The organism is Corallococcus sp. AB032C (assembly GCF_003668935.1).
Classification (GTDB): Bacteria; Myxococcota; Myxococcia; order Myxococcales; family Myxococcaceae; genus Corallococcus; species Corallococcus exiguus.
In genome coordinates this window covers 204,968-228,693 of sequence record NZ_RAWP01000002.1, presented here as the reverse complement: position 1 = coordinate 228,693, position 23,726 = coordinate 204,968, and the positions used below count along the sequence as shown (strand labels likewise).

The following is a 23,726-nucleotide window of genomic DNA, read 5'->3' as shown; positions in this document are numbered from 1 at the left end:
GCCCCGGCGTCTCCCACCGAGGCGCCCGCGCCCCGCGCCACGGGATTGCCAAGAGCGGTGTGGGCCGCGGTCGCGGCGCTCTACGTGGTCCTCTTCCCGTACCACCCGGGCCTGCGCTCGCCCAACGAGCTGTGCCGCCTGTGGCAGACGCGCGCCCTGGTGGAGGACGGGACGCTGGAGATCAACCGCGCCCTGCGCGACTACGGCCCGGTGGGCGACCTGTCCGTGATGGATGGGCGCTACTACCCGTCCAAGGCGCCGCTCTTGTCCTTCGCCGCGGTGCCCGTGTACGCGGGCCTGAGGCTCCTGGGCGGCAGCCACCGCTACGCCGTGCCGGAGGTGCCGCTCGTCTTCTTCAGCCGGCTCTTCCTCACGGTGCTGCCCACGCTGTGGCTGCTGTGGCTGGTGCGCCGCTTCCTGCGCGCGTTCCTGTCGCCCGTCGTCGCGGACGGCGTCACGGTGACGTACGCGCTGGGCTCGCTCGCGTTCAGCTACTCGCTGCTCTTCATGAGCCACCAGACGACGGCGGTGCTGCTCTTCGCGGGCTTCTACGCGCTCTGGAAGCTGTCGCGCGGCGAGTGGCGCGAGCGTGGCTACGTCGTGGCCGGCGCGTGCGCGGGCGCCACCGTCGCCGCCGAGTACACCGGCGCGCTGGGCGTGCTGGGCCTCATCCTCTACGCCGTCCTCACCGTCCTGGGCACGCCGGAGCCGTGGGCCGCGCGGCTGAAGAAGCTGGGCCGGGCCACGGGGCTCGCCGTGCTGGGCGCGCTGCCCTTCATCGTGGCGCTGGGGCTCTACCACCAGGCCACCTTCGGGCACCCGCTGGAGACGGGCTACAAGCACCTCAACGACGCGGCCTACCAGCCGTGGCACCTGGGCGGCTTCCTGGGCATCCGCACGCCGGATCCGCGCGCCTTCGCGCTGTCGTTCTTCTCTCCGCTCCGGGGCCTCTTCACCCTGTCGCCGTTCCTGCTGCTCGCGCTGCCCGGGCTCGTGCTGCTCAAGCGCCTGGGCCGGACCTCCGCGGAGGCGCGCGCCCTCTTCTGGATGTCCGCGGCCACGCTCGTTGGCTACACGTACTTCACCTCGTCGTTCACCTACGACTCGTGGGGCTGGACGACAGGCCCCCGGCACCTCACGGGGCTGGTGCCCTTCCTGCTGCTGCCCGCGGGCCTGGTGCTGGAGCGGCTGCGCGGCGCCGGCAGGCCGGTGCTGTCCGGCATCGCGGCCATGCTGTGCGCGGCGTCCGTGCTCGTCACGGGGCTGGCCACCTTCGTCAACTACATCCCCGACGACGTCTCCACCCCCGTGCTCGCGCTGGCCCGGCCGCTCCTGATGGACGGCTACCACCCGCCCAACCTGCTCGCCTGGCTGGGCCTGCCCACGTCCCTGGCGGGCGCGGTGCTGTTCGCGGCGCTCGTCACCGTGGCGGCGTCCGTCTTCGGGGCGCTGGGCCGGGACGCGGCCGGACGCGCGCCTCCGCCGGCGCTCTGGGTGGCGGGGCTCGCCACGCTGGCGGTGCTCGCGAGCTCGCAGGCGGTGTTCACCCGGAATGACCGGGCGGATCAGAACGCGGTGCGCTTCCTGGAGTCCGTCTGGCTCCAGCCCCCCGGCCGCCCCACCGCGCCCTTCTGGCCCCACGCCGGTTCCTGAGCGCGTGGCTATACTGGCGTCCCCCTCCCTCGGAGACCGTGCATGACCTCGCGGTGGTTCCTGCTGTCCACCCTCCTGCTGTGCGCTCCCGCCGTCTCCCACGCCGAGGACGCCGCCGCCCTCTGGGACAAGAGCTGCAAGAACTGCCATGGCCCGGACGGCCGCGCCCAGACGCGCGTGGGCCAGAAGGAGTCCATCCCCGACATGAGCCGGGCCTCCTGGCAGAAGGCGGAGTCGGACGCCGAGCTGCGCAAGGTCATCGCCAACGGCTCGTCCCACAACCCCAAGATGAAGGCCTACAAGGACCGGCTCACCCCGGAGCAGATGGACGCCCTGGTGGGATACATCCGCACCTTCAAGGCCAAGGCGAAGGAATAGCGCTCGTGAATAACCCTTCGCGTCCGGGCGTCGTGGGGATTGGAAGAATTGGAGCCACCATGAAGACCCTCACCGTCGCCATCGTGTTCTGCCTGTCCATGGTCAGCCTCTTCACGTCGGTGCGCGCCGACGCCAATGCCTTCCCCCGCCTGGAGCCGGGCATCTCCCAGCCGGTCGCGCTGATGCCCAAGGGCGGAGACGGCAAGGGCGGTGGCAAGGGCGGCAGCGACGGCGGCAAGGGCGGCGGCGAGGAGGATGAAGAGGAGTACCGCCGGCAGACCCGCGCCCTCTCCCAGAAGGCCGCCCTGGAGCTGGTGGATCCCGGCGTCCTGGACGACATGCTCCGCCTGCGCGCCGCCGTGCGCGGCGGCCACCGCTGACGCCGGGCTACCTCGCAAGAATGAGGGGGCTCGCAAAATTTGCGCAGCCCCCTGACGTCACACGGCACCCCCCCGCATCGCGGACATCCCTTATTCCGGCGGGTTGAGTGCCGGAATTCCCGGCACGAAGCTTGCTGTTCACTGGCTCCCAAGACGTACCTCCCCCAGGGTACGTGAAGGAGCCCCCGATGGTGCGTCGCCCAACCCCCCGCCGTCAGTCCCGTGGCTTCACGCTCCTGCTCGCACTGGGCGTGGTCGCGGTCGTGACGATGGCGGTGATGCTCAGCTACAGCGTGGTGGGCCGCGAGGCCGACACCCAGTCGGACACCCGTCGCCAGAAGCAGGCGTTCTTCGCCGCCGAGGCGGGTCTGGCCGAAGGTCGCGAGACAATCCGCCTGATGCTGAACAACAACGGAAACAGCTCCACCATGTCCCTGCCCACAGCCCTGGGCGGGGGCGTACCGGTGGAGGACATTCCGGCGCTCGCCGCCGCCAATCCTCCCTGGTACGAGCTGCTGCCCGGTCCCACGGCGGACAAGTGGAACCGGTACACCCTCCTCAAGGCCAACCTGAGCGCGTCGGAGCTCCCCGCTGGCGTGGACTACCCGGAGCAGAACAACGTGCGCTACCGCGTCTTCGTCCGGGACGACGTGGACGATGATCAGAACACCGTCGACAGCAACCGCCAGATGTGGGTCCTCGCCGTGGGCGAGGTGACCACGGCGACCGGCCGTCCGACGCGCTCCATGGTTCAGGCGCTGGTGACCAATGCGACCGGCGAATCCATCTTCGCGCCGGGATGCATCACCAAGGGCTGCGGCCCGGACATGACCTACAACAATCCCACGGACATCAACGCGCCCACGGGAACCACCATCACCCTTCCGTGACCTCGTCTTTCCCCACGAGCCCCCCATGAAACGCCTGACTCCCCTGCTGCTCCTGCTCCCAGCGCTCGCCAGCGCCCAGGAACGAGGCGAATTGGCCTTCAACAAGGCCTGCGCGCAATGTCACCAAGCCCGGACCCCGACGGAGGCCCCGAGGAGTTCCTTCCTCAAGGTCCGCAAGCCCGTGGGTCCCTACATGGACCAGGTGCTGAACAAGAAGAGCCTGGTGGAGGTCCGCACGTGGGTGGTGTCCCCCCACCAGATCAACCCGAAGACCGACTGCGATACGCGCCTGCTGTCACGGGACGATTTGGACGCGCTCACCAGCTACCTGGCCACCGTCGTGGTGCCCCCGCCGACCTCGCGCCGGATGAGGCTGCGCAAGCAGATGGATGAGCAGGTGGCGGCGCGTGAGAAGGCGGACGCGAACGAGAAGGCGAAGTCCCAGCAGAAGAACCAGGGGAAGAAGTGATGCGCACGCTCTTTCAACGAACCCTCACTGCGCTGGTGCTGACGGTCGCGACGCCCTCGATGACCTCCGCGCAGCAGCTCTGCCAGGACGACCTGTCCAACGACAAGCAGGGCGCCTTCAAGCTGGGCCCTGACGGCCTCACCGTCGCCAACGACACCATCGTCCTGCGCGACGACGACCGGCTCCAGCTCAACACCAACCTCAAGAAGCTGGACTCGGAGAACATCACCTTCCCGTTCGACCAGACCGTCACCATCGACTACGTGTACGAGTCCGCCGGTGCGTCGCACTCGCTCGGCTACATGTACATGGATGACGTGGTGGCTCGTGGCTACGCGGACAAGACCACCCACGAGCTGCTCGACAAGAACAACAACGGCATCGCCGACCTGCACGAGGCCCTCTACAACCTCACGCCGGACGACGACCCTGTCATCGAGGCCAAATACCGGTACGTCGGCAAGTCGCGGCGCTGCTCGGTACCCTTCACTTCCGGGACCAAGAAGTACATGGAACCTGAGCTGGCGATGCGGGACACCTGCGCCAGCACGTTCGTCCACAAGAAGGACCAGACGGACGCGCGTCCGGGCTACGGGCACTCCAGCGCATTCAACATCGAAATCGACTGGGTCGGCGTCAACGAGGTCAACTCAGGCACGGGCGACCGGGGCCTGTTCAACTTCATCCCCAACCTGTTGGAGCCGCCCGCCGAGGAGAACGACTTCGAGGGCATCGGTCGAATGGTGTTCCTGCTGGTGGACGACGACGACGACACCACCGTCCACCGCAACCTGGGCCCCGTCGCGGACGCCACCAAGACCAACGACGGCGTGCCGGACTACAACGTCTCCCAGTATGACTACCGGGGTCTGAAGCTCCCCGCGCCGATCGCTCCCGCGGCCGGGGCGTCGAAGGAAGAAAAGGACCAGTACACCGCGGACAAGAACAACTACGAGAAGATCAATACCGGCGACCGCCGGGTCAACCTGGGGCTCGTCCAGGGTGGCAAGGAGATCATCTTCTTCGCCGTCGTCTACTACGACGTCCGCCACAACACGGACAACGACACGGTCGCCCCCTGCCTGAAGCGCAAGCCCTATACGGGCGTCCCCGAGGAGGACGGCAAGTGCCTGCTGCACCTGCAGACGTCCATCTCCGTGTTCTTCTCCAAGGCCACCTGGAACCTGGACCAGAACTTCAAGGCGCCCGAGAACAACTACGTGGCGGAGCGAAACATCGGCTGCGACTACTCGGATGGCTGCCACGATGCTTCGTCCGACCTGGCCTGCGAGATCGATAAGTCCGGCGGCAAGAAGGCCTGTGGCTGGCTGGAGCAGGCCACGATCCAGCGCCTGGACACGCCCGCCTACAAGAACCTGAAGTTGCCGATGGAGGGCGTGACCGTGCCGGTTCCGGGCAAGGACCTCACCGACCCGGTGAAGGCCGCTGCCATGGCCAGCATGAACTACATGCCCCACGTCATCGTGGGCGCGCCGACCACCGACCCCTTCCGGTGGATCCTCGGCTTCGAGGACCTCAACGGCGGCGGTGACCGCGACTTCAACGACATCGTGTTCATGATCAACAAGGAGAACGGCGGTGGCGCCAAGTCCACCACCATCACCTCGGACGTCATGGGCGACACGGGCGACAAGCTGGGCCCGGACTTCACCATCACCAAGGTCCGCTTCCGCCGCCAGGACGACATCGCCCCGTACGCGACCCCGGGCAGCCCCCCCACGAACATCCGCACCAAGTCCCCCTGCACGACACCGAGCTGCATTCCCCCTCCCACCTGCACGACGGCCCCCTGCTGGACGGAAGAGATTCCGGGCGCCTGCACCGCGAGCGGCGTGAAGCCCACCATCACGTACTCCATCGCCGTGGACTGCCGCGTGCTGAACGCCTCGGGCAAGTACGAGAAGAACGAGAACCCCTCGTGGGTGCCGGTACCGCTCGACAACGACAAGAAGCCGTACCCCGACCAGGAAGTGGAGATGGACATCCTGGCGCTGGGCCTCACCGGTTCGCAGCTGTGCTGGAAGGTGGACATCAGCAGCCCCAGCGAGCTGTGCCGTCCCATCATCGACGACGTCGACATCGGCTACCAGGCGGTGCGCTCCGGCTCCTACGCGCGCTCCAGCCCTAGCACGCTGGGCAACGTCGCCGTCTGGGGTGTGAACGAGACGCCGGGCCAGAACTGGGGCGTGAACTGGAGCAACGACGGTACGCTGCCCGCGGCCGGCGTGCGCGCCTATGACAACGCCAAGGACTTCACCATCCGCGGCCGCCTGTACATGCAGTCGCTCTACGAGCCGGGCGTCGCCAAGACCGACCCGAAGCAGCGCTGGGAAGCGGGCCGCGTGATGGCGCTGTCGCTGGCCTCCTCCGATCCGCTCAACCGCAAGCTCTACACGATGAACAGCTCGGGAGAACGCAAGGACGTCAAGGACGCGGACGTGGGCAGCACGCTGCTGCCCGCCTCGCTCTGCAACACGTACAGCGAGATCGACGGCCGCTACCTCTATGACATGAACAACGACCGCGCCTGCGTCATCGACAGCGACCGCCAGTTCTTCGTCGACTGGCTGTACGGGTACGAGAACAAGAGCGCGCCGAACGCCGCCAACAAGTACCGCCCCTGGCCCTTCGGCGGCGTCAACCTCTCCACCGTGGCGGTGGCGGTGCCTCCGTACCAGGACAACTGGTATCAGAACGCGAAGGGCACCGAGCGCGACACCTACCGCAAGAACTTCATGACGCCCCTGGAGGCGCGGCCCACCCGTGCCTTCGTGGGCACCATGTCGGGCGTGCTCCACGCCTTCAAGGCGGGTGACTTCCGCAACGGCCTGAACGACAACTGCGTGGGAGAGCCCCAGTTCCGCGGCTACTTCTTCCCGACGTCGTGCCCGAGCGACAAGACCAAGGCGATCCGCGACTACGGCACCGGCGACGAGGCCTTTGCCTACATGCCCAACCTGATGCTGAGCCAGTACCGCAACCAGTACGTGCGCTTCCGCAACTCGGGCCTCCTGCCCCGGCCGGGGATGGACGCTTCGCCCAGCATCGCCAACGTGGACCTGGGTGACCGCAACGACTGGAACGACAACATCAAGTACACCTGGACGCCCGCGACCGCGGAGCAGAAGAAGCAGGGCGCCAAGACGGTGCTCGTCTCCGCCACGGGCAAGAGCAGCCCGGTGGTCTTCTCGCTGGACATCACGGATCCGAAGGACACGTGGTACCCGCTGCCGCTGTGGGAGTTCAGCCTGGCGGACACGGACGTGGCGTCCGCCTTCACCGATGCCATCAAGAAGGACGCCAGCGTGCTGCTGCCGGACAACTCGGGCTCCCGGCACGCGCCTTCCGTGGCGCGCATCTCCTGGGGCTCCGGGGATGACAAGGATCGGCGCTGGGTGGCGGTGGTGGGCACCGACTACGAGCCGGGCGACTCGCGCGCGGGCGCCGTCTACATCCTCGACATGAAGACGGGCAAGCCGCTCAAGTACGACGACAACAAGGGCAAGTACGCGGGCGTCATCACCTTCGAGCAGGGCTCGGGCATCGCGGCGGAGACGGCGATGCTGGACCTGAACCAGGACGGCTCCTACGACGTCATGTACGTGCCCACCACGGCCGGCAGCGTCTGGCGCGTCAACCTCAAGGACGTGAACAGCTCACGCCCGATGGGCAGCCAGGTCCAGAAGTGCATGGTGGCCCACGCGGCCTCCGCGCTGAAGGACAACGAGGACGCGAACCAGACGGAGCTGGACCTGCAGGAGCTCTACTCCAACATCGCGGTGAAGGTGGTCGCGACGGACGCGGGGCCGGCGGTGCGCTTCTACTTCGGCACCAGCGACAGCCCCGACAAGTACACGGACGGATATCCCGCGGACGTCCAGAATCCCCAGAACCCCACGTACCAGTACCACCTGCTCGCCTTCGAGGACACGGACCCCATGGGCAAGAAGGGGTGCGCGGAACTCAAGCCCCTGTGGGTGCAGAAGATGAGCGCGGGTCAGAAGCTGTGGGGCGGCGTGGCGCTCAGCTCGGACAACATCTACGCGGCGACCGCGGTGGGAACGGCGGCGGACATCTGCAACCTGAACGCGGACGCGAAGGGTGAGGCCTACATGGCCAGCCAGTCGAGCGGCGCGCTCGTCGGCGGTGGACCGGCCGAGTTGGAGGGCCACGCCATCTCCTCGCCTGTGGTCCATGACGAGCACCTCTTCGTGCTCACGGCCACGGGTAAGATGACGGTCAAGGGCGGCGAGAACTGGAACAACAAGGCAGGCACGAGTGGAGTGCCGCGCTCGCAGATCATGATGTGGGAACCGCTGCCTGACGGGAGACTGCCGCAATGAAGCAGCGCGCCTCACGGGGTGTGACCCTGCTGGAAGTCATGGCCACCATGGCCGTCATGCTGCTGGGAGTCGCGGCGGCGATGACCGTGGTGAGCCAGACGACCCAATCCAACCGCCGCACCCTGACCGCCAATCAGGCGCAGATCATCGCCGAGCAGACCCTGGAGAACATCCTCCAGGTGGGCTGCCAGGGTTCGGTGACCTGCGACACGGCGACGAGCCAGACCTTCGACGTGTATCAAACGGCGGAGGGCTTCCAGCGCAACACGCCCCCCGCGGACACCAGCGTCATCGCGCGCAAGTACACGGTGACCGTGGACGTGGACAACTCCAAGGTCCCCGCCACCATCGAAGACGGCAAGGCGGGCGAGCCGGCCATCACCCGCAACCTGGTGGGGACCACGGCGGGCACGCTCGTGAACGTGCGAGTATCGGTCGCCTGGGATGAGCCGGGCATCCGCTCGGACCGGCAGATGGTGGTCCTCCAGAGTCGAATGGCGCCATGACACCGTCCTCCCTCCGCAAACGGGGCTTCACGCTCCTCGAAGTGATGATCGCCAGCTCCCTCGGCGTCATCGTGCTCGCCACGGGACTGGTGGTGGGCACCCAGATGCAGAAGCGCGCCCTGTTCGAAGAACAGACGATGACCGCCCAGGTCACCGGGCGCGCCGTGAAGGAGATGCTCACCCTGGACGTGTCCCGCGCGGGCACGGGCATGGGCAACACACCCATCTCCTTCAAGAACGATGACGAGCGCTCGGCCATCACGGTCTGGTCCAAGCCGGACCTGACGACGGGCGCCGGGACCACGCTGGGCGCGGACACGACGAACTACGCGCCGCCTCCCGCGGGGTTCCCGGCTTCGGACGCCCTCCAGCTGTACTGGGGGGATACGGCCGGGATGCTCACCCTGACGACCTGCGATTCGCTGTCGCGGATCCGCGAGGAGGAGACCACGACGGCCGGCACCTTCTGCACGCGCCTGAACCCATCGACCGCCCTGATGGACGCGACCAACCCCACGCTGGCTGTGCTCGTCAGCGGAGGCAACAAGAAGGCCTGCCCCGTGCTGGTGGACAGCGTGCAGCAGGGCGCCGCGAAGCTCGTCATCAAGGATGCGACTCCCCAGGTGCCCCGCTCGGACGTCTGCGCCGGCAAGGACCTGTGGACGAAGGCCTCCGGGGACATCGAGAACTGGGTGGCCCTGCGGCTGAGCGGCGCGGCCTACCGGGTGAACTGGAAGGGCGGCATCCCCACGCTGGAATACCGCGCTCCGAACCAGACGGACTGGTCGGTGTTGAGCCGTGACGTGGAGCAGCTCACCGTGCGCGAGGGCGTCGTCAACCTGTCCAGTCCCTTGAACCTGCTGGAATGGTATCCCGGAGATAACACGGCGGTCCCGAGCGCCCCTCATCCGGCCATCTCCGACTGCAACGTGGCGAAGCACACCCTGGGCTCATGCAAGACGGACGATCTCTCCTCCACGGGAACCGCGCTCGGGGCCCCGACCACGGATGAGGAGACCATCAAGCGCCTCCGCCAGCGGGTGCGCGAGCTGGAGGTGACGCTGGTCATCCGCACGCGGCGCATCAACCGGGACGCGAGCACCACGGGCACGGATGAAGAGGGCCTGGCGAAGGACGGCTATACGCGCCGTCGCTACACTTTCCGCGTCGCGGCGCGCAACATGGCGGTGGGCCTGACGCGGCCCGCTACGGCCCCGGTGACTCCATGAAGCCAACACGTGGCATGACGTTGCTGGAGATGATGACGGCTGTGGCGGTTGTGGGCGTGGTCACCGCCCTCGCCGTGGCCGGAATGCAGGGCAGCATCGGTGGACAGCGTGAGAACACCGCGACGCGGGAGCTGTGGTCGTCCGCGCTGCGCGCGCGGCAGGTGGCCATCAGCACCAATCAGCCCGTGCGATTCGTGGTGGAGAACAACGTCGACCAGCCGGATGGCAAGCAGTACACCGTGGCCCGCTGGGAACAGCTGAGGTGCGGCAGTGACCTGGCGACCGCGGACGAGTGGAGCATGGACCAGTGTCCGAACACGGCCTGTCTGGACAAGACCTGCCGCAACACGCCCGCCTGCTGCACCGCTACGGGGCCGGACATCATCATCCCGGTGACCATGAACGCGACGGACATGAACAACCTGTGCTTCTTGCCGGGTTCCGGCCGACCGGCGTTCAACAAGATGAACTGCCTGCAGGGGCAGCTGGGCGATCCAGCCGCCGTCGCCGCCGCCGCGCCAACGGACAACTCCATCCTCTTCCGCTTCACGTCCAACCGCGCCAAGAGTGTGCTGATGGTGGAGCCGTTGACGGGCCTGTCCAGCGTAATGGATTGCGATTCGCTGGCCGCCACCACCACGGACACCACCAAGAAGGACCTCCGGCTGGCGAACGCCTGCACCAAGCCTTGAGCGGGCTTACCGCGCGCCCGGGGACCTTCCCATGTCCCGGGCGCGCGTGAGCCTCCCCGCCCAGCGGCCGTCCCGCTGCCCCCATGGACACGACAGGTGTCCGCATCCAGCGTTGATTTGGGAGAAGCCGCACCCTAATTAGCCGAGGGCCCCACACGGGCCCCCGAATGGATACCTCTCCTCCTCCGAAGTCCGATGGCACGCCCTGGCCCGGCGGCGCTCCCCCTTCCTCCGGTGATGCCTTCGCCCGGCTCCTCGCCTCCCTGCGCGTGGGACACCGTGCGCGAACCCAGGGGGTGAAGGGCGCGGCGCGCGGCCACCTGCTCGCCCGCCTGCACCGCGAGCTGCGCGCACCCCTGGTGTGCGTGGCCGTGGATGAAGAAGCGGCGGACGCGCTCGCGCACGACCTGGCCTTCTTCCTGGGGGGCATCGGCAGCCTGCTGGAGCCCCGCGTGCTGCGGCTGCCCGCGGACGAGGTGCTCCCGTACGACGAGCTGTCGCCGGAGGCAGGCCCCATCACGGAGCGCCTGGGCGCGCTGTTCCACCTGGCGCGCGGCACGCCGTTCCCCGCGCTGGTGCTGTCCCTGCGCGCGCTGCACCGCCGCGTGCTGCCGCTGGGGGTGATGGAGGGGCTGGCCCAGCGCGTGGAGGTGGGCCAGGACTTCGACCGCGACTCGCTGGCGCGGAAGCTGGCGCTGATGGGCTACCAGAACAGCCCGCTGGTGGAGGACAAGGGCACCTTCAGCGTGCGCGGCGGCCTGCTGGACGTCTTCAGCCCGCTGTACGAGCGGCCGGTGCGCCTGGAGTTCTTCGGGGACACCATCGAGTCCATCCGCGTCTTCGACCCGGAGTCGCAGCGCACCGTGGACGCGCTCAAGACGGTGGACCTGGTGCCCGCGCGCGAGCTGCTGCTCACCGACGACACCCGCCCGCGCGCCGAGGCCGCCGCCCGCGCGGTCGCGGACCGCATCAACCTGCCCACCATCAAGCTGCGTGAGCGGCTGGACGCGCTCCGCGAAGGCCTGCCCGGCTTCGGACTGGAGGGGCTGCTGCCCGGATTCTTCGAGGGCGGGCTGGCCTCCGTGTTCGACTACCTGCGCGCGTGGGCCCAGGAGCCCGTCGTCTACCTGGACGACCCGATGGGCCTGGACCGCGCGTTGGAGGAACTGACGGCGGAGCTGGAGAAGGGCGTGGCGGAGGCGGACGCGCGCCAGGACCTCACCTATCCACCGGAGCACCACTTCCTCACGCGCGAGGGCGTGGCGGCGGGCCTCAAGGCCCTGCGCGTGGTGGAGGGCGGAGGCCTGTCGCTCACGCAGTCCGAAGCGCCCGTGGCCTTCACCTTCGGCACGACGCAGGACCTGCGCGAGGCCATCCTCGCGCACCACGGTGAGGAGGGCGCACTCACCCCGCTGGTGGAGCGGCTCCAGCGCTGGCGCGACACCGGCGTGGCGTGCGCGGTGGCGTGCGGCACGCTCAGCCAGGCGGACCGGCTGAAGCGGCTGCTGCTCGACCGCTCCGTGATGGTGAAGGTGCACACGGAAGCGTTGCAGGACCCGGCGAAGCTCTACGAGCCGGCCATCTGGGCACACCTGTTCACCGGCGAGGTGAGCCACGGCTTCATCGACCCGGAAGGCCGGCTGGCGGTGCTCGCGGACGAGGAGATTTTCGGCGTCCGCTCCCGCCGCCGCGTCAAGCGCAGCAAGAAGCTGGATGCGTTCGCCGCGGGCTTCAAGGACCTGAAGGAAGGCGACCTCATCGTCCACACCGACTTCGGCATCGGGCGCTACGCGGGCCTGACGAAGATGGAGGTGCAGGGCGTGCCGGGGGACTTCCTCGTCCTGGAGTACGCGGGGCGGGACAAAATCTATCTGCCGGTGGGCCGCATGCGGCTCATCCAGAAGTTCACCGGCGGCGACCCGGAGAAGGTCCAGCTGGACAAGCTGGGCACGACGAGCTGGGAGAAGACGAAGAAGCGCGTCAAGGAGCAGCTGCTCAAGATGGCGGCGGAGCTCCTGCAGATGGCCGCCGCGCGCAAGGCGCACCCGGGCTATGCGTTCGCGGCGCCGGACCGCTACTTCGCCCAGTTCGAGGCGGACTTCGAATTCGACGAGACGCCGGACCAGGCGAAGGCCATCGAGGACGTGCTCGCGGACATGCAGAAGGCGCAGCCGATGGACCGGCTCGTCTGCGGCGACGTGGGCTACGGAAAGACGGAGGTGGCGATGCGCGCCGCCTTCAAGGCCACGTTGGATCGCAAGCAGGTGGCGGTGCTGGTGCCCACCACGGTGCTGGCGCAGCAGCACTTCCACTCGTTCAAGAAGCGCTTCAAGGACTACCCCGTCACGGTGGAGGTCATCTCCGGCATCCGCAAGCCGCCGGAGATCCGCGACATCCTGCGCCGCGCGAAGGAGGGCAAGGTCGACATCGTCATCGGCACGCACAAGCTGCTGGCGGGCGAAGTGGCCTTCAAGGACCTGGGGCTGCTGGTGGTGGACGAGGAGCAGCGCTTCGGCGTGAAGCAGAAGGAGGCGCTCAAGCGGCTGCGCACGCAGGTGGACGTGCTGACGCTGACGGCGACGCCCATCCCCCGCACGCTGCACATGAGCATGTCCGGCGTGCGCGACATGAGCATCATCGCCACGCCGCCGCAGGACCGCCGGGCCATCCGCACCTTCGTGATGAAGTACGACGAGGGTGCCATCAAGGAGGCCGTGGAGCGGGAGATTGCCCGCGGTGGCCAGGTCTTCTTCGTGCACAACCGCGTGGAGTCCCTGCCGTCCATGGAGCAGGAGCTGAAGAAGCTCCTGCCCAACATCTCCATCGGCGTAGCGCACGGCCAGATGGGCGAGGGGCAGCTGGAGAAGGTGATGCTCCAGTTCACGGAGCACAAGTTCCAGGTGCTGCTGTGCACCAGCATCATCGAGAGCGGCATCGACATCTCCAGCGCCAACACGATGATCGTCAACCGCGCGGACCAGTTCGGTCTGGCGCAGCTCTACCAGCTGCGCGGCCGCGTGGGCCGCAGCAAGGAGCGCGCGTACGCGTACCTGATGGTGCCCACCCGCCGTCCGGTGACGAAGGACGCGCAGCGGCGCCTGGAGGTGCTCCAGAACTTCACGGAGCTGGGCGCGGGCTTCTCCATCGCCAGCCACGACCTGGAGATTCGCGGCGCGGGCAACCTGCTGGGCGAGAAGCAGTCCGGCGCCATCGCGGAAATCGGCTTCGACCTGTACGCGCAGCTGATGGAAGAGGCGGTGGCGGAGCTGCAGGGCCAGCCGCCCAAGGTGCACGTGGAGCCGGACATCAACCTGCCCATGCCGGCGCTCATCCCCGACGACTACGTGGCGGACGTGCACCAGCGGCTGGTGTTCTACAAGCGCTTCAGCCAGGCCAGCCACCCGGACGAGGTGACCGACCTGCGCGCGGAGCTGGTGGACCGCTACGGCGAGGCCCCCGACGAGGTGGACGCCCTCTCCGAGGTGACGCTCCTCAAGATCGACATGCGCGAGCTGCGGCTGCGCGCGCTGGAGGGGGGCCCGGCCCGGCTGTCGCTGGCGCTGGGTGGCGACGCGCTCCTGGACGGCGCGAAGGTGGCGGGGCTGGTGCAGCGCTCCAAGGGCTTCTACCGGCTGACGCCGGACATGAAGCTCATCGCCCGCGTGCCCCCGGAGGTGAAGGGGCACGCCCTGCTGGCGGAGGCGCACAAGCTGCTGCGCGACGTGGGCACCTGCGCGCTGCCCCGGCACTGACGCACTCCCGGGGACTTGAGATAGGCTGGCCGCCGAATGGCGATTGAGAAGGCGTTGTTGCTCATCGCGGACATCGGCGGCTACACCCGCTTCATGCGGCAGCACCGCTTCGGTCTCGCGCACGCGCAGGACACGGTGGCCCAGCTGCTGGAAGCCGTCATCGACGCGTCCGGGCGGTTCAAGCTGGCGAAGCTGGAAGGCGACGCGGCCTTCTTCTACGCCGTGGGCGAGGACACCTCGCCGGTCGCGAAGCAGGTGGCGGCCATCCGCCGTGCGTTCCTGGAGCGCCGGGAGCAGCTGGCCATCGACCGCATGTGCAAGTGCGACGGCTGCACGCAGGTGGGCAACCTGACGCTCAAGTTCGTGGCCCACGCCGGGGAGGTCGCCTTCCAGAGGGTGAAGCACCTCACGGAGCTGGCGGGGGTGGACGTCATCCTCCTGCACCGGATGCTGAAGAACGACGTGCCCATCTCCGAGTACGTCCTGATGACGGACGCGGTGCACCAGCACCTGGGGCCGGAGCTGCGTCAGCTCAGCCAGGGGCTGGAGCACGACTTCGAGGGCATGGGCCGCACGCCGACGCACTACATCGAGCTGAGCTCGCTGGTGACGAGCGTGCCCGCGCCGCGCCCCAACCTGCTGCGCAAGTTGTGGAACAAGCTGACGATGGAGCTGCGCTCGCTGAAGTACGTGCTCGGCTTCAAGGAGGCGTGCGAGGGCTTCCGCAACGTCGAGGTCGTCGACGCCGTACCCGAGAAGCCCTGAGCCGCGCCTTCAGCCGCCCGTGCAGAAGCGGGCCACCGCCTGCGTGAGCGCGGCCTCGCAGCGCACCAGGTCCTCCATGGGGACGAACTCGCCCGTCTGGTGCGCGACGCGGATGTCGCCGGGGCCGAACACCACGGCCTCCGCGCCCAGCTCCGTGAGCTGCGGGGCCTCCGTGCCGAAGGACACCGTTTCGGACGCGTTGCCGCTGACCTGCTCCAGGAAGCGCACCACGTCCGCGTCTCCGCGCGTGTGGACGCCGCGGTCCATGCGCAGGACCTTGATGCGCGCCTCGTAGGCGGGCTCGTCGCGGGTGAGCTCCTGGCGGATGTGCTCCATCATCTCCGGGACGCGCTCCGCGGCCTGGCCGGGGATGGGGCGCCACTCGACGGTGAAGCGGCAGGAGCCGGGCAGGACGTTCTTCGCCTTGCCGCCCTGGATGAGGCCTACGTTCACGGTGGTGAAGGGCGGCTGGAAGCCCTCGTCGCGGTCCTCGCGGAGGACGGTGTTCGCCAGCGTCTCCAGCCGGTGCAGGAAGCGGCCGGCTCGGAAGATGGCGGACGCGCCCAGCTCCGGGTACGCGCTGTGCCCTTCCTTGCCCAGCACCTCCACCTCCGCCAGGCAGTAGCCCTTGTTGGCGCGCACGGGGATGAGGCGCGTGGGCTCGCCGACGATGGCGTGCCTCGCGCGGCCCAGGCCGGCGGACACGAGCTTCTTCGCACCCACCAGGCCGACCTCTTCATCGGCGGTGAGGATGACGAGCAGGGGCGCGTCCAGCTTCGGCAGGTCCTTGCGCGTGGCGGTGTGCAGCGCGCAGGCGATGAAGCCCTTGGTGTCGCAGGCGCCGCGGCCGTACAGCTTGCCGTCGCGTTCGGTGAGGCGCAGCGCGTCCGTCCAGGCGGCGTCATAGGGCACGCAGTCGGAGTGGCCCACCAGGGCCAGCGCGGCGCGGTCGGCGTCGCCCTTGCGCGCGACGAGGTTCACCTTCGCCACGCCCGCTTCGTCGGTGTAGTGCTGGCGCTCGGCGGTGAAGCCCGCGGCCTCCAGCCGCGCCTGGGCGTAGTCGATGAGGGGCGCGTTGGGGCGCGAGGACGTGGTGTCCAGTGCCACCAGTTCCGCCAGGGTGGCCCGCAGCGCGGGCAGCGTGTCGCTCATGGGACGGCCTCCAGTCAGGCCACCTCCATGCCACCGCCCGCGCCGCGACGCCAGTGGGCCCGTGCCCCCGGCGTCGCGCGGAGGCCCCCGGCTTGTTACAGGCTGGACGCGGGCTCTTGCGCGGGCGCCGCGTCGGGGTTCCCCAGCCCCTTGAGGATGGCCGGTTCGGACGCCGTCACGTGGCCCACGTAGAAGACGCCGTGGTAGCCCTCTGCGTTGGCCGAGCTCCACCGGTGCACGAAGAAGCGGTCGCCGTTGTCCTTCCCCTTCGCCTCCTTCACGCCGCAGTCCAGCTTGCTGCTTTGCTGGTTCGCCGCGCAGATCCACGCCGTGCCGCTGTCGTAGGCCATGTCCAGCGCCGTGACGTCGTCAAGCTGGTCCTTCAGCAGGTAGCCCATGGGCTGGTACTGCTTGTCCCAGGGCAGTCCCTTCGCCGTGCGCGGATGGACATTGCCACTCACCACCAGGTGGAAGCGCTCCGGCTTTGCCTTCACCTGTGCCAGCACCGTCTTCGTCAGCGCATCCTCACGCTGCTGGCTGGAGAGCTTCGGGTGGTCATAGACGAACACCGCCACGTCCAGCCCCTGCGCTCGCAAGTGGCGCAGCTGCTCCAGCATGTTCGCCACCGCTTCACTGCCACGGCCGTCCGGATACGGGCTGCGCCAGAACGGGGCCTCCATCAGCTTGAGCCAGTCCACGTCACCGCCCTGGCTCTGGAGGAAGGTGGTGATGCGCTCCTCGTTCTCCACCGGCAGCTCCAGGCCCACCGTCACCGGCATCCCGGACGTGACGAGCTGACACACGGACTGCGCGATGAAGCGCGGCACCTCCTGCGTGCCGTGCAGCTCGCCCAGCAGCATCACCCCACCCACCTTCGCCAGCTTCTTCAGGCCCAGGATGGACTGGCCGCACTCGGTGAACGTCGCCGCGGCCTTCGCTGCGGGCTGCTCCGTCTTCGTCGGCTGCTGCTTCGCGAGCTTCGGCATGACGCCCCGGAAGACCCGCCACTCCATGGTCAGGTCACGCGTGCCCTGCCCCGACTCCATGTAGAAGGCATTCTCTCCCACCGGGAAGGCCAGCCGGTCCTCATCGTCTTCCACGCTCAGGACAAGCGGATCACCGCCCCTGAAAACCATCCGGGACATGCTCCAATCGAGCTCCTTGCCGGGCTGCGACAGCGTCTTGTTCACCGACTTGGTAATGCGGGTGATCCACAGCTTGCTCTTGGTCGGCGTCTCCCTCTTGCCGATGACCATGTACCGGTGCCAGTAGCCCGCGATCTTCGAGCCACCGAACTCCTGCTTCCACTCGGTCTCCAGCACCAGGCTGCCCCGGTCCTCCCGGTAGGGCAGGTTCGCGTCCTTGAAGTACTCACGGACCGACGGCCACATCTCCTCCAGGGGCACGTCGTAGATGGCTTCGTAGTCCGGCGTCTCCAGGTCCTGCCGCCCCGCGCAACCCACCGCCAGGAGCAACGCCAGCCATCCCACTTTCACCATCGAGCGCATTCGCAGTGTCCCCTCTCGTTCCGCGATGCACTGAATAACGTCGTGGGAGCAGTGGACATATCGGGGCCCGTGAAAAGCCAGAGGCCGCGCGGGCCACCAGCTCCGGTGGCTCGCACGGCCCCTGTGCTTCTGCCTCGGGTCCGGGTTACGGAGCGGACGCGGGCGCCGCGTCCGGGTTCCCCAGACCCTTGTTGATGGCGGGTTCGGACGCCGTCACGTGGCCCACATAGAAGACGCCGTGGTAGCCGTCCTTGTTGGCCGAGTTCCACCGGTGCACGAAGAAGCGGTCGCCGTTGTCCTTCCCCTTCGCCTCCTTCACACCGCAGTCCAGCTTGCGTCCCTGCACATCCGCCGCGCAGATCCACGCCGTGCCGCTGTCGTAGGCCATGTCCAGCGCCGTGACGTCCTCGACCTGGTCCTTCAGCAGGTAGCCCATGGGCTTGTACTGCTTGTCCCAGGGCAGGCCCTTCGCCGTGCGCGGATGGACGTTGCCACTCACCACCAGGTGGAAGCGCCGAGGTGTCGCCTTCACCTGAGCCAGCACCGTCTTCGTCAGCGCATCCTCACGCTGCTGGCCGGACAGCTTCGGGTGGTCGTAGACGAACACCGCCACGTCCAGGCCCTGCGCTCGCAACTGCCGCAGCTGCTCCAGCAGGTTCGCCACCGCCTCGCTGCCACGACCGTCCGGATACGGGCTGCGCCAGAACGGGGCCTCCATCAGCTTGAGCCAGTCCACCTCGCCGCCCTGGCTCTGGAGGAAGGTGGTGATGCGCTCCTCGTTCTCCACCGGCAGCTCCAGGCCCACCGTCACCGGCATGCCCGCCGTGACGAGCTGGCACACGGACTGCGCGATGAAGCGCGGCACCTCCTGCGTGCCGTGCAGCTCACCCAGCAGCATCACCCCGCCCTCCTGCGCCAGCTTCTTCAGGCCCAGGATGGACTGGCCGCACTCGGTGAACGTCGGTGCGTCCTTCGCGCCCGGCGCCTTCGCCGCCGGCTGCTCCGCGCTCACCGCCTGCTTCTTCGCGAACTTCGGCATGATGCCCCGGAAGACCCGCCACTCCATCGTCAGGTCTCGCGTGCCCTGTCCCGAGTCCACGTAGAAGGCGTTCTCTCCCACCGGGAAGGCCAGCCGGTCCTCGTCGTCCTCGATGGACACCCCGTACGCGCCGCTCGCGGTCGAGGACGAATCTCCTGGCGCCCCCGTGTCCCGTTCCAAGTGATCACCGCCGAGCCCCCGTCCGATGCCCCAATCCAGCTGCCGGCCGGGCTGCGCCAGTGCCCTGTTCACCGACTTGGTGATGCGGATGATCCACAGCTTGCTCTTGGTCGGCGTCTCCCTCTTGCCGATGACCATGTACCGGTGCCAGTAGCCCGCGATCTTCGAGCCGCCGAACTCCTGCTTCCACTCGGTCTCCAGCACCAGGCTGCCCCGGTCCTCCCGGTAGGGCAGGTTCGCGTCCTTGAAGTACTCACGGACCGACGGCCACATCTCCTCCAGCGGCATGTCGTAGATGGCTTCGTAGTCCGGCGTCTCCAGGTCCTGCCGCCCGGCACAGCCCCCCACGGCCAGTCCCATCAGCATCACCAGCGACAACCACATTCCTGAACGCATCCACATCCTCCCGCACCCCAAACGCGCCGACGGCGCCCCCCATATCGAACCGGGTCGCCGTCCCTACGGGTAGAGACGCCGGGCGAGCTGCTGGAACGCCCTGCCGCTCTCCTCCGTCAGCGGATGGCGGCCGTCCCGGACCACGAGCCGGCCCGCCACCGCCACCTCGCGCACCGCGCCCCCCGCCGCGCCGAAGACGATGCCCGGCAGGAGCGACGCGGAGCTCGCGCCCACCAGCGACGGGTGATGCACGTCCACCGTGAAGAAGTCCGCGGGCGACCCTGGCGACAGCGTGCCCGTGCCCATCCCCAGGCTTCGCGCGCCCTGCACCGTGGCCATGTCGAAGAGCCGCGCCGCCAGTCCATCCAGCGTCCCTGTTCCCGGGTCCAGCACCGCGCGGCGCAGCCGCACCAGCCGCAGGTGCTGCTCCAACTGCCGGGCCTCGTCCAGCAGGTCCACCACCGTCTGGCTGTCCGAGCCGAAGCTCACGCGCGCCCCGGCCTTCACCAGCGCGTCCGCCGGCACGATGCCGTCACCCAGGTTGCGCTCCGTGGACGGGCACGCGCACACCGTGGCCTCCGCGCGGCCCAGCAGCGCCACTTCGTCCTCCGTCAGGTGCACGCCGTGCACGGCCGTGAAGCGCGGCCCCAGCAGGCCCACGTCCGACACCAGCTCCACCGGACGGCGGCCGTGCTCCGCGAGGCACGCCTCAATCTCCTTCGGCTGCTCCGCCACGTGCATGTGGATGGGCATGCCGGCGGGCGCGGAGCGGGCCACCTGCGTCAGCCAGTCCCGAGACACCGCGCGCACGCTGTGCGGCGCGAGCCCCACGTTCACCCGCGCGTCACCGCGCACCGCGTGGGCCAGCGCCTCCGTGGTGGACAGGAACGTATCCACGTCCGCGTCGATGAAGCGGCGCTGGCGCGGGTTCGCGGGCACGTTGAAGCCCGCGCGCGCGTAGCCCACCCGCAACAGGCAGATGCGCAGCCCCACGTCCGTGGCCGCGCGGATGACCGCGTGCGCCAGCGCGTTGCGGTCCGCGTAGGGCGTCCCATCCGACTGGTGGTGCAGGTAGTGGAACTCGCCCACCGTGGTGATGCCCGCGAGCACCATCTCCAGGAACACCTGCCGGGAGGCGATGTGGATCTCGTCCGGCGTGAGCGCCTCCGCGGCGCGGTACATCGCCTCGCGCCAGGACCAGAAGTCGTCCTGCCCTCCGGCGGACGCCACGTATTCGGTGCGCCCGCGGATGAGCCGCTGGAACGCGTGCGAGTGGCCGTTGACCAGCCCTGGCAGCAGCGCCCGCCCCGCGAGCCGCTCCACGCGCGCGCCTTCGGGCACCGCGGCGAGGACCCGGCCATCCGCGCCCACCGCCAGCGCTCGGCCTTCGTGGAAACGCCCTTCCGTGAAGAGGAAGTCGGGTTGGTAGACAGTGATGTCGCTCACGCGCGGCAGCGTATGCCAGTTCGCCGCGACGCGCGGTAGCGGCTTCAGGCGCCCATTTCGGCGGTGTCCATGAAGGGCAATCGGCTGTCCGCCCAGGGCCGGGTGCGCACCGCGTCGCGGATCCACGTGCCGTGGCGCCGTTCGTCCTCACGGTGGCGCCGGATGAGGGCCTTCACTTCGGGGGACCACTCGAACTGGAGCGCCAGCTCATAGGCCCGGTCGAACAGCTCCTCGTTGCCCAACATGGCCCACAGCGTGGCCTCCGTCCCCATCAGCCCCGTCATGGCCGTCAGGCCCTTCATCGCGGAGCCCTTCAGGTCCGGGCGCAGCGTCACCGGCTCGCCCCCGAAGTGCTGGATGAGCGCGTTGAGGTCCTGCACGTGGCGCAGGTGGTCCGCGCGGAAGCTGTTGAGTCGCTCGCGCACCAGGGCGGGCCCGATGCGGGCGATGGCCACGTCATACGCGCCCACCGCGTCGGCATCGAGCTGGGCCAGGCTGTGCAGGCGATCCACTTCGGACTTGTTGGCCATGGGTGCCTCCTCCAACCGGGTGCCGAGAATGCTTGGGCCCGAACAACGTGGGGCCTCCTCCGCCCGGAACCAACGGCCCTCCCCGGTACCCATCCCTCCTCCGCACCCAGGGCAGGCGGGCAGCCTGCGTTTCACTCGGGGGTGTGGCCGAAAAGCGGGTCCCGGGTCGCATGGAGCACCTGCCCTCCTGGTCGCCCACCAGGCCATGTAAGGAATTGCGCGCCCGCCCTCCTGTGCAGAGCGTTGGAGGGTGAAGACCTCCGAGACCCAGAAGCGGCCGCGGCGTTACCAGACGAAGCGCGGCGTCCAGCTCACCCCCGAGTCCGTGAAGAGCGGACAGGTGGAGACGCTCGGGCCTCGCAAGCCCGGGGTGCCGCGAAACAAGAAGCCCGCGGCGTCCGTGCGCAAGACCGCGAAGGCGGCGCGTCCCCCGAAGACGCCGGAGCAACTGCTGGAGCGCGTGTGGCCGCCCATGCTGGCGCGGCTGGCGGTGTCCGACGAAGTGCACGACGAGACGCACTCCTACGAGGTGAAGTACGACGGCTTCCGCGCCGTGTGCGCCCTCACGAAGGGGAAGCTCGCCTTCCAGAGCCGCCGGGGCAACGACCTGACGAGCCGCTTCGGCCGGCTCGCCGCTTCGCTGCGCGAGCTGTCCGTGCGCGACGTGGTGGTGGACGGAGAGGTGGTCGCGCTCGACGAGAAGGGGCGCTCGCGCTTCCAGCTCCTGCAGCACACGGAGGAAGGCGCGGAGCAGCGCTTCATGGTGTTCGACCTGTTGTGGCTGGACGGCGAGGACCTGCGCGAGCTCCCCTACGAGGAGCGCCGCGCGCGGTTGGAGCAGCTGATGGCCGACGTGAAGCCGCCGCTGCAGCTCTCCGAGAAGCTGGACCTGCCGCTGTCACGCGCCCTGCTGGAGGCGCGGCGCAAGGGGTGGGAGGGCATCATCGCCAAGCGCAAGGACGCGCCCTACACGGGCACGCGCTCCGGGGACTGGCTGAAGCTGAAGGTGGTCGCGGGCCAGGAGGTCGTCATCCTGGGGTACCTGCCCATCAAGAACGCGCGGGCGAAGTCGGAGATTGGCGCGCTGCGCGTGGGCGTGCACGGCAAGAACGGCTTCCACGACGTGGGGAAGGTGGGCACGGGCTACACCTCCGCGGACCGCCGCGAGCTGCGCTGGCTGCTGGACGCCACGCGCGTGAAGAAGCCCGCCGCCGTGGATGCGCCCACGAACACGGACACCGTCTGGGTGAAGCCGAAGTACGTGGCCCAGGTGAACTTCACCGAATGGACGAAGGACGGCCGCCTGCGCCATCCCGTGTTCCAGGGCCTGCGCGGCGACAAGGTGCCGAAGGAGGTCGTGCGCGAACACCCCGCCCCCATCGAAGGCGCCGCACGACGGGGCTCGCGGCGCGCGCCCATGCAGGCCGCCGCCCGCACCGCGAAGGCGCCCGCCATGAAGACGCCGCGAGGGAAGCAACGCGCGCCGGAGGTGGCCCTCACGCATGGCGAACGCGTGCTGTTCCCCGAGTCCGGCCTGACGAAGGCGGACGTGTTCGCGTACTACGAGCAGGTGGCGCCGCTGCTGTTGCCCGTGCTCGCGGACCGGCCCCTGGCCCACCAGCAGTGGCCCGCGGGCATCCAGGCCGCGGGCTTCTTCCGGCACGAGCTGTCCGGCATCCCCACGTGGATGCCCACGCTGCGCGTGCGCCATGAGGACAAGACGCTGCGCCACGTGAACGTGAAGGACGCTTCCGCGCTCCTGTGGCTCGCCAACCAGTCCGCGCTCACGCTGCACATGTGGCTGTCCCACGCGCCCCGGCTGGCGCAGCCGGACTTCGTGGTGTTCGACCTGGACCCTGGCGAGGGTGGCTGGAAGGACGTGGTGAAGGTGGCCACCCTGCTGCACGCGCGCCTGGACGAGCTGGGGCTCAAGGCCTTCCCAAAGACGTCCGGCAAGCGCGGCCTGCACGTGCTGGTGCCCCTGGCGCCGGGCCACACCTACGCGCGCACCCAGGCGTTCGCGAACGCGCGGGCGCGCGAGCTGGAGGAGGAGCTGGGCGACATCGCCACCACGGAGCGCTCCATCCGCGAGCGCGGCGGGCGGCTCTACATCGACGCGGGACAGAACGCGCGCGGCAAGACGGTGGTGGCGCCCTACTCCCTGCGCGCCGTGGAGGGTGCGCCCTTCTCCGCGCCGCTCGACTGGAGCGAGGTGAACGGCCGCATGGACCCGCACCGCTTCCGCCTGAAGACGCTGAAGAAGCGCCTGGACGCCGTGGGGGACCTGTTCGCCCCTGTGCTCCGGGTGAAGCAGGTGCTGCCAGACGTGTGAGCGAGCAGCTGACGCGCCGCGCCCTGAACGGATGTTTCCCTCAAAGGGGCGGCGCGTGCTAGTGC

17 protein-coding genes are annotated in these 23,726 nt (G+C 68.9%); 12 read left to right on the top strand and 5 right to left on the bottom strand.

What is annotated here, in order from left to right; all coding sequences use genetic code 11:
* The first annotated feature begins 57 nt into the window (after positions 1-57).
* The 11 genes from D7X99_RS01785 (at position 58) to D7X99_RS01735 (ending at position 15,078) form a co-directional block, all read left to right on the top strand.
* Positions 58-1,653: a hypothetical protein gene (locus tag D7X99_RS01785; protein WP_121776164.1), complete on the top strand. Its 1,596-nt coding sequence runs from the start codon at positions 58-60 to the stop codon at positions 1,651-1,653.
* Between the two features lie 42 nt (positions 1,654-1,695).
* Positions 1,696-2,031, top strand: a complete 336-nt coding sequence (locus D7X99_RS01780) for a cytochrome c (RefSeq protein WP_121776163.1) — start codon at positions 1,696-1,698, stop codon at positions 2,029-2,031.
* Between the two features lie 59 nt (positions 2,032-2,090).
* A complete protein-coding gene (locus D7X99_RS01775; RefSeq protein ID WP_120574424.1) occupies positions 2,091-2,411 on the top strand; it encodes a hypothetical protein in 321 nt (106 codons plus the stop codon).
* Between the two features lie 188 nt (positions 2,412-2,599).
* Positions 2,600-3,301 carry a hypothetical protein gene (locus D7X99_RS01770; RefSeq protein WP_121776162.1) on the top strand — a complete coding sequence of 234 codons (702 nt, stop codon included), beginning with the start codon at positions 2,600-2,602 and terminating at the stop codon, positions 3,299-3,301.
* A 25-nt stretch (positions 3,302-3,326) separates the two neighbouring features.
* On the top strand, positions 3,327-3,770 hold the full coding sequence (locus D7X99_RS01765) for a c-type cytochrome (RefSeq protein ID WP_121776161.1): 444 nt from the start codon (positions 3,327-3,329) through the stop codon (positions 3,768-3,770).
* Positions 3,770-8,134, top strand: coding sequence for a DUF4114 domain-containing protein (locus tag D7X99_RS01760; RefSeq protein WP_121776160.1), 4,365 nt, complete (start codon positions 3,770-3,772; stop codon positions 8,132-8,134). Before D7X99_RS01765 ends, D7X99_RS01760 begins: the two co-directional genes overlap by 1 nt.
* On the top strand, positions 8,131-8,640 hold the full coding sequence (locus tag D7X99_RS01755; RefSeq protein WP_121776159.1) for a prepilin-type N-terminal cleavage/methylation domain-containing protein: 510 nt from the start codon (positions 8,131-8,133) through the stop codon (positions 8,638-8,640). Before D7X99_RS01760 ends, D7X99_RS01755 begins: the two co-directional genes overlap by 4 nt.
* Entirely contained in the window at positions 8,637-9,869 is a 1,233-nt protein-coding gene (locus D7X99_RS01750) for a PilW family protein (protein WP_121776158.1), read from the top strand. The genes D7X99_RS01755 and D7X99_RS01750 overlap by 4 nt, the downstream gene beginning before the upstream one ends.
* Positions 9,866-10,561: a Tfp pilus assembly protein FimT/FimU gene (locus D7X99_RS01745; RefSeq protein ID WP_121776157.1), complete on the top strand. Its 696-nt coding sequence runs from the start codon at positions 9,866-9,868 to the stop codon at positions 10,559-10,561. Before D7X99_RS01750 ends, D7X99_RS01745 begins: the two co-directional genes overlap by 4 nt.
* 167 nt (positions 10,562-10,728) lie before the next feature.
* Positions 10,729-14,313 carry a transcription-repair coupling factor gene (gene mfd, locus D7X99_RS01740; RefSeq protein WP_121776156.1) on the top strand — a complete coding sequence of 1,195 codons (3,585 nt, stop codon included), beginning with the start codon at positions 10,729-10,731 and terminating at the stop codon, positions 14,311-14,313.
* A 36-nt stretch (positions 14,314-14,349) separates the two neighbouring features.
* Entirely contained in the window at positions 14,350-15,078 is a 729-nt protein-coding gene (locus D7X99_RS01735) for a DUF2652 domain-containing protein (protein ID WP_121776155.1), read from the top strand.
* A 9-nt stretch (positions 15,079-15,087) separates the two neighbouring features.
* Here D7X99_RS01735 and argE read toward each other — a convergent pair whose 3' ends face one another.
* The 5 genes from argE to D7X99_RS01710 form a co-directional block, all read right to left on the bottom strand.
* Positions 15,088-16,230 carry an acetylornithine deacetylase gene (argE, locus tag D7X99_RS01730; RefSeq protein ID WP_120574415.1) on the bottom strand — a complete coding sequence of 381 codons (1,143 nt, stop codon included), beginning with the start codon at positions 16,228-16,230 and terminating at the stop codon, positions 15,088-15,090.
* Between the two features lie 95 nt (positions 16,231-16,325).
* Positions 16,326-17,738, bottom strand: a complete 1,413-nt coding sequence (locus D7X99_RS01725) for a hypothetical protein (RefSeq protein WP_121776154.1) — start codon at positions 17,736-17,738, stop codon at positions 16,326-16,328.
* 145 nt (positions 17,739-17,883) lie between these two features.
* The gene (locus tag D7X99_RS01720) at positions 17,884-19,353 is read right to left on the bottom strand and encodes a hypothetical protein (protein ID WP_121776153.1); all 1,470 of its coding nucleotides are present in this window, start codon (positions 19,351-19,353) and stop codon (positions 17,884-17,886) included.
* Positions 19,354-19,416: 63 nt separating this feature from the next.
* Entirely contained in the window at positions 19,417-20,799 is a 1,383-nt protein-coding gene (gene hutF / locus D7X99_RS01715; protein ID WP_121776152.1) for a formimidoylglutamate deiminase, read from the bottom strand.
* 44 nt (positions 20,800-20,843) lie between these two features.
* On the bottom strand, positions 20,844-21,329 hold the full coding sequence (locus D7X99_RS01710; protein WP_120574411.1) for a DUF2383 domain-containing protein: 486 nt from the start codon (positions 21,327-21,329) through the stop codon (positions 20,844-20,846).
* A gap of 250 nt (positions 21,330-21,579) precedes the next feature.
* On the opposite strand from D7X99_RS01710, the gene ligD reads away from it, so the two are divergent.
* Positions 21,580-23,661, top strand: a complete 2,082-nt coding sequence (gene ligD, locus D7X99_RS01705) for a DNA ligase D (protein WP_233613039.1) — start codon at positions 21,580-21,582, stop codon at positions 23,659-23,661.
* The last annotated feature ends 65 nt before the right edge of the window (positions 23,662-23,726 follow it).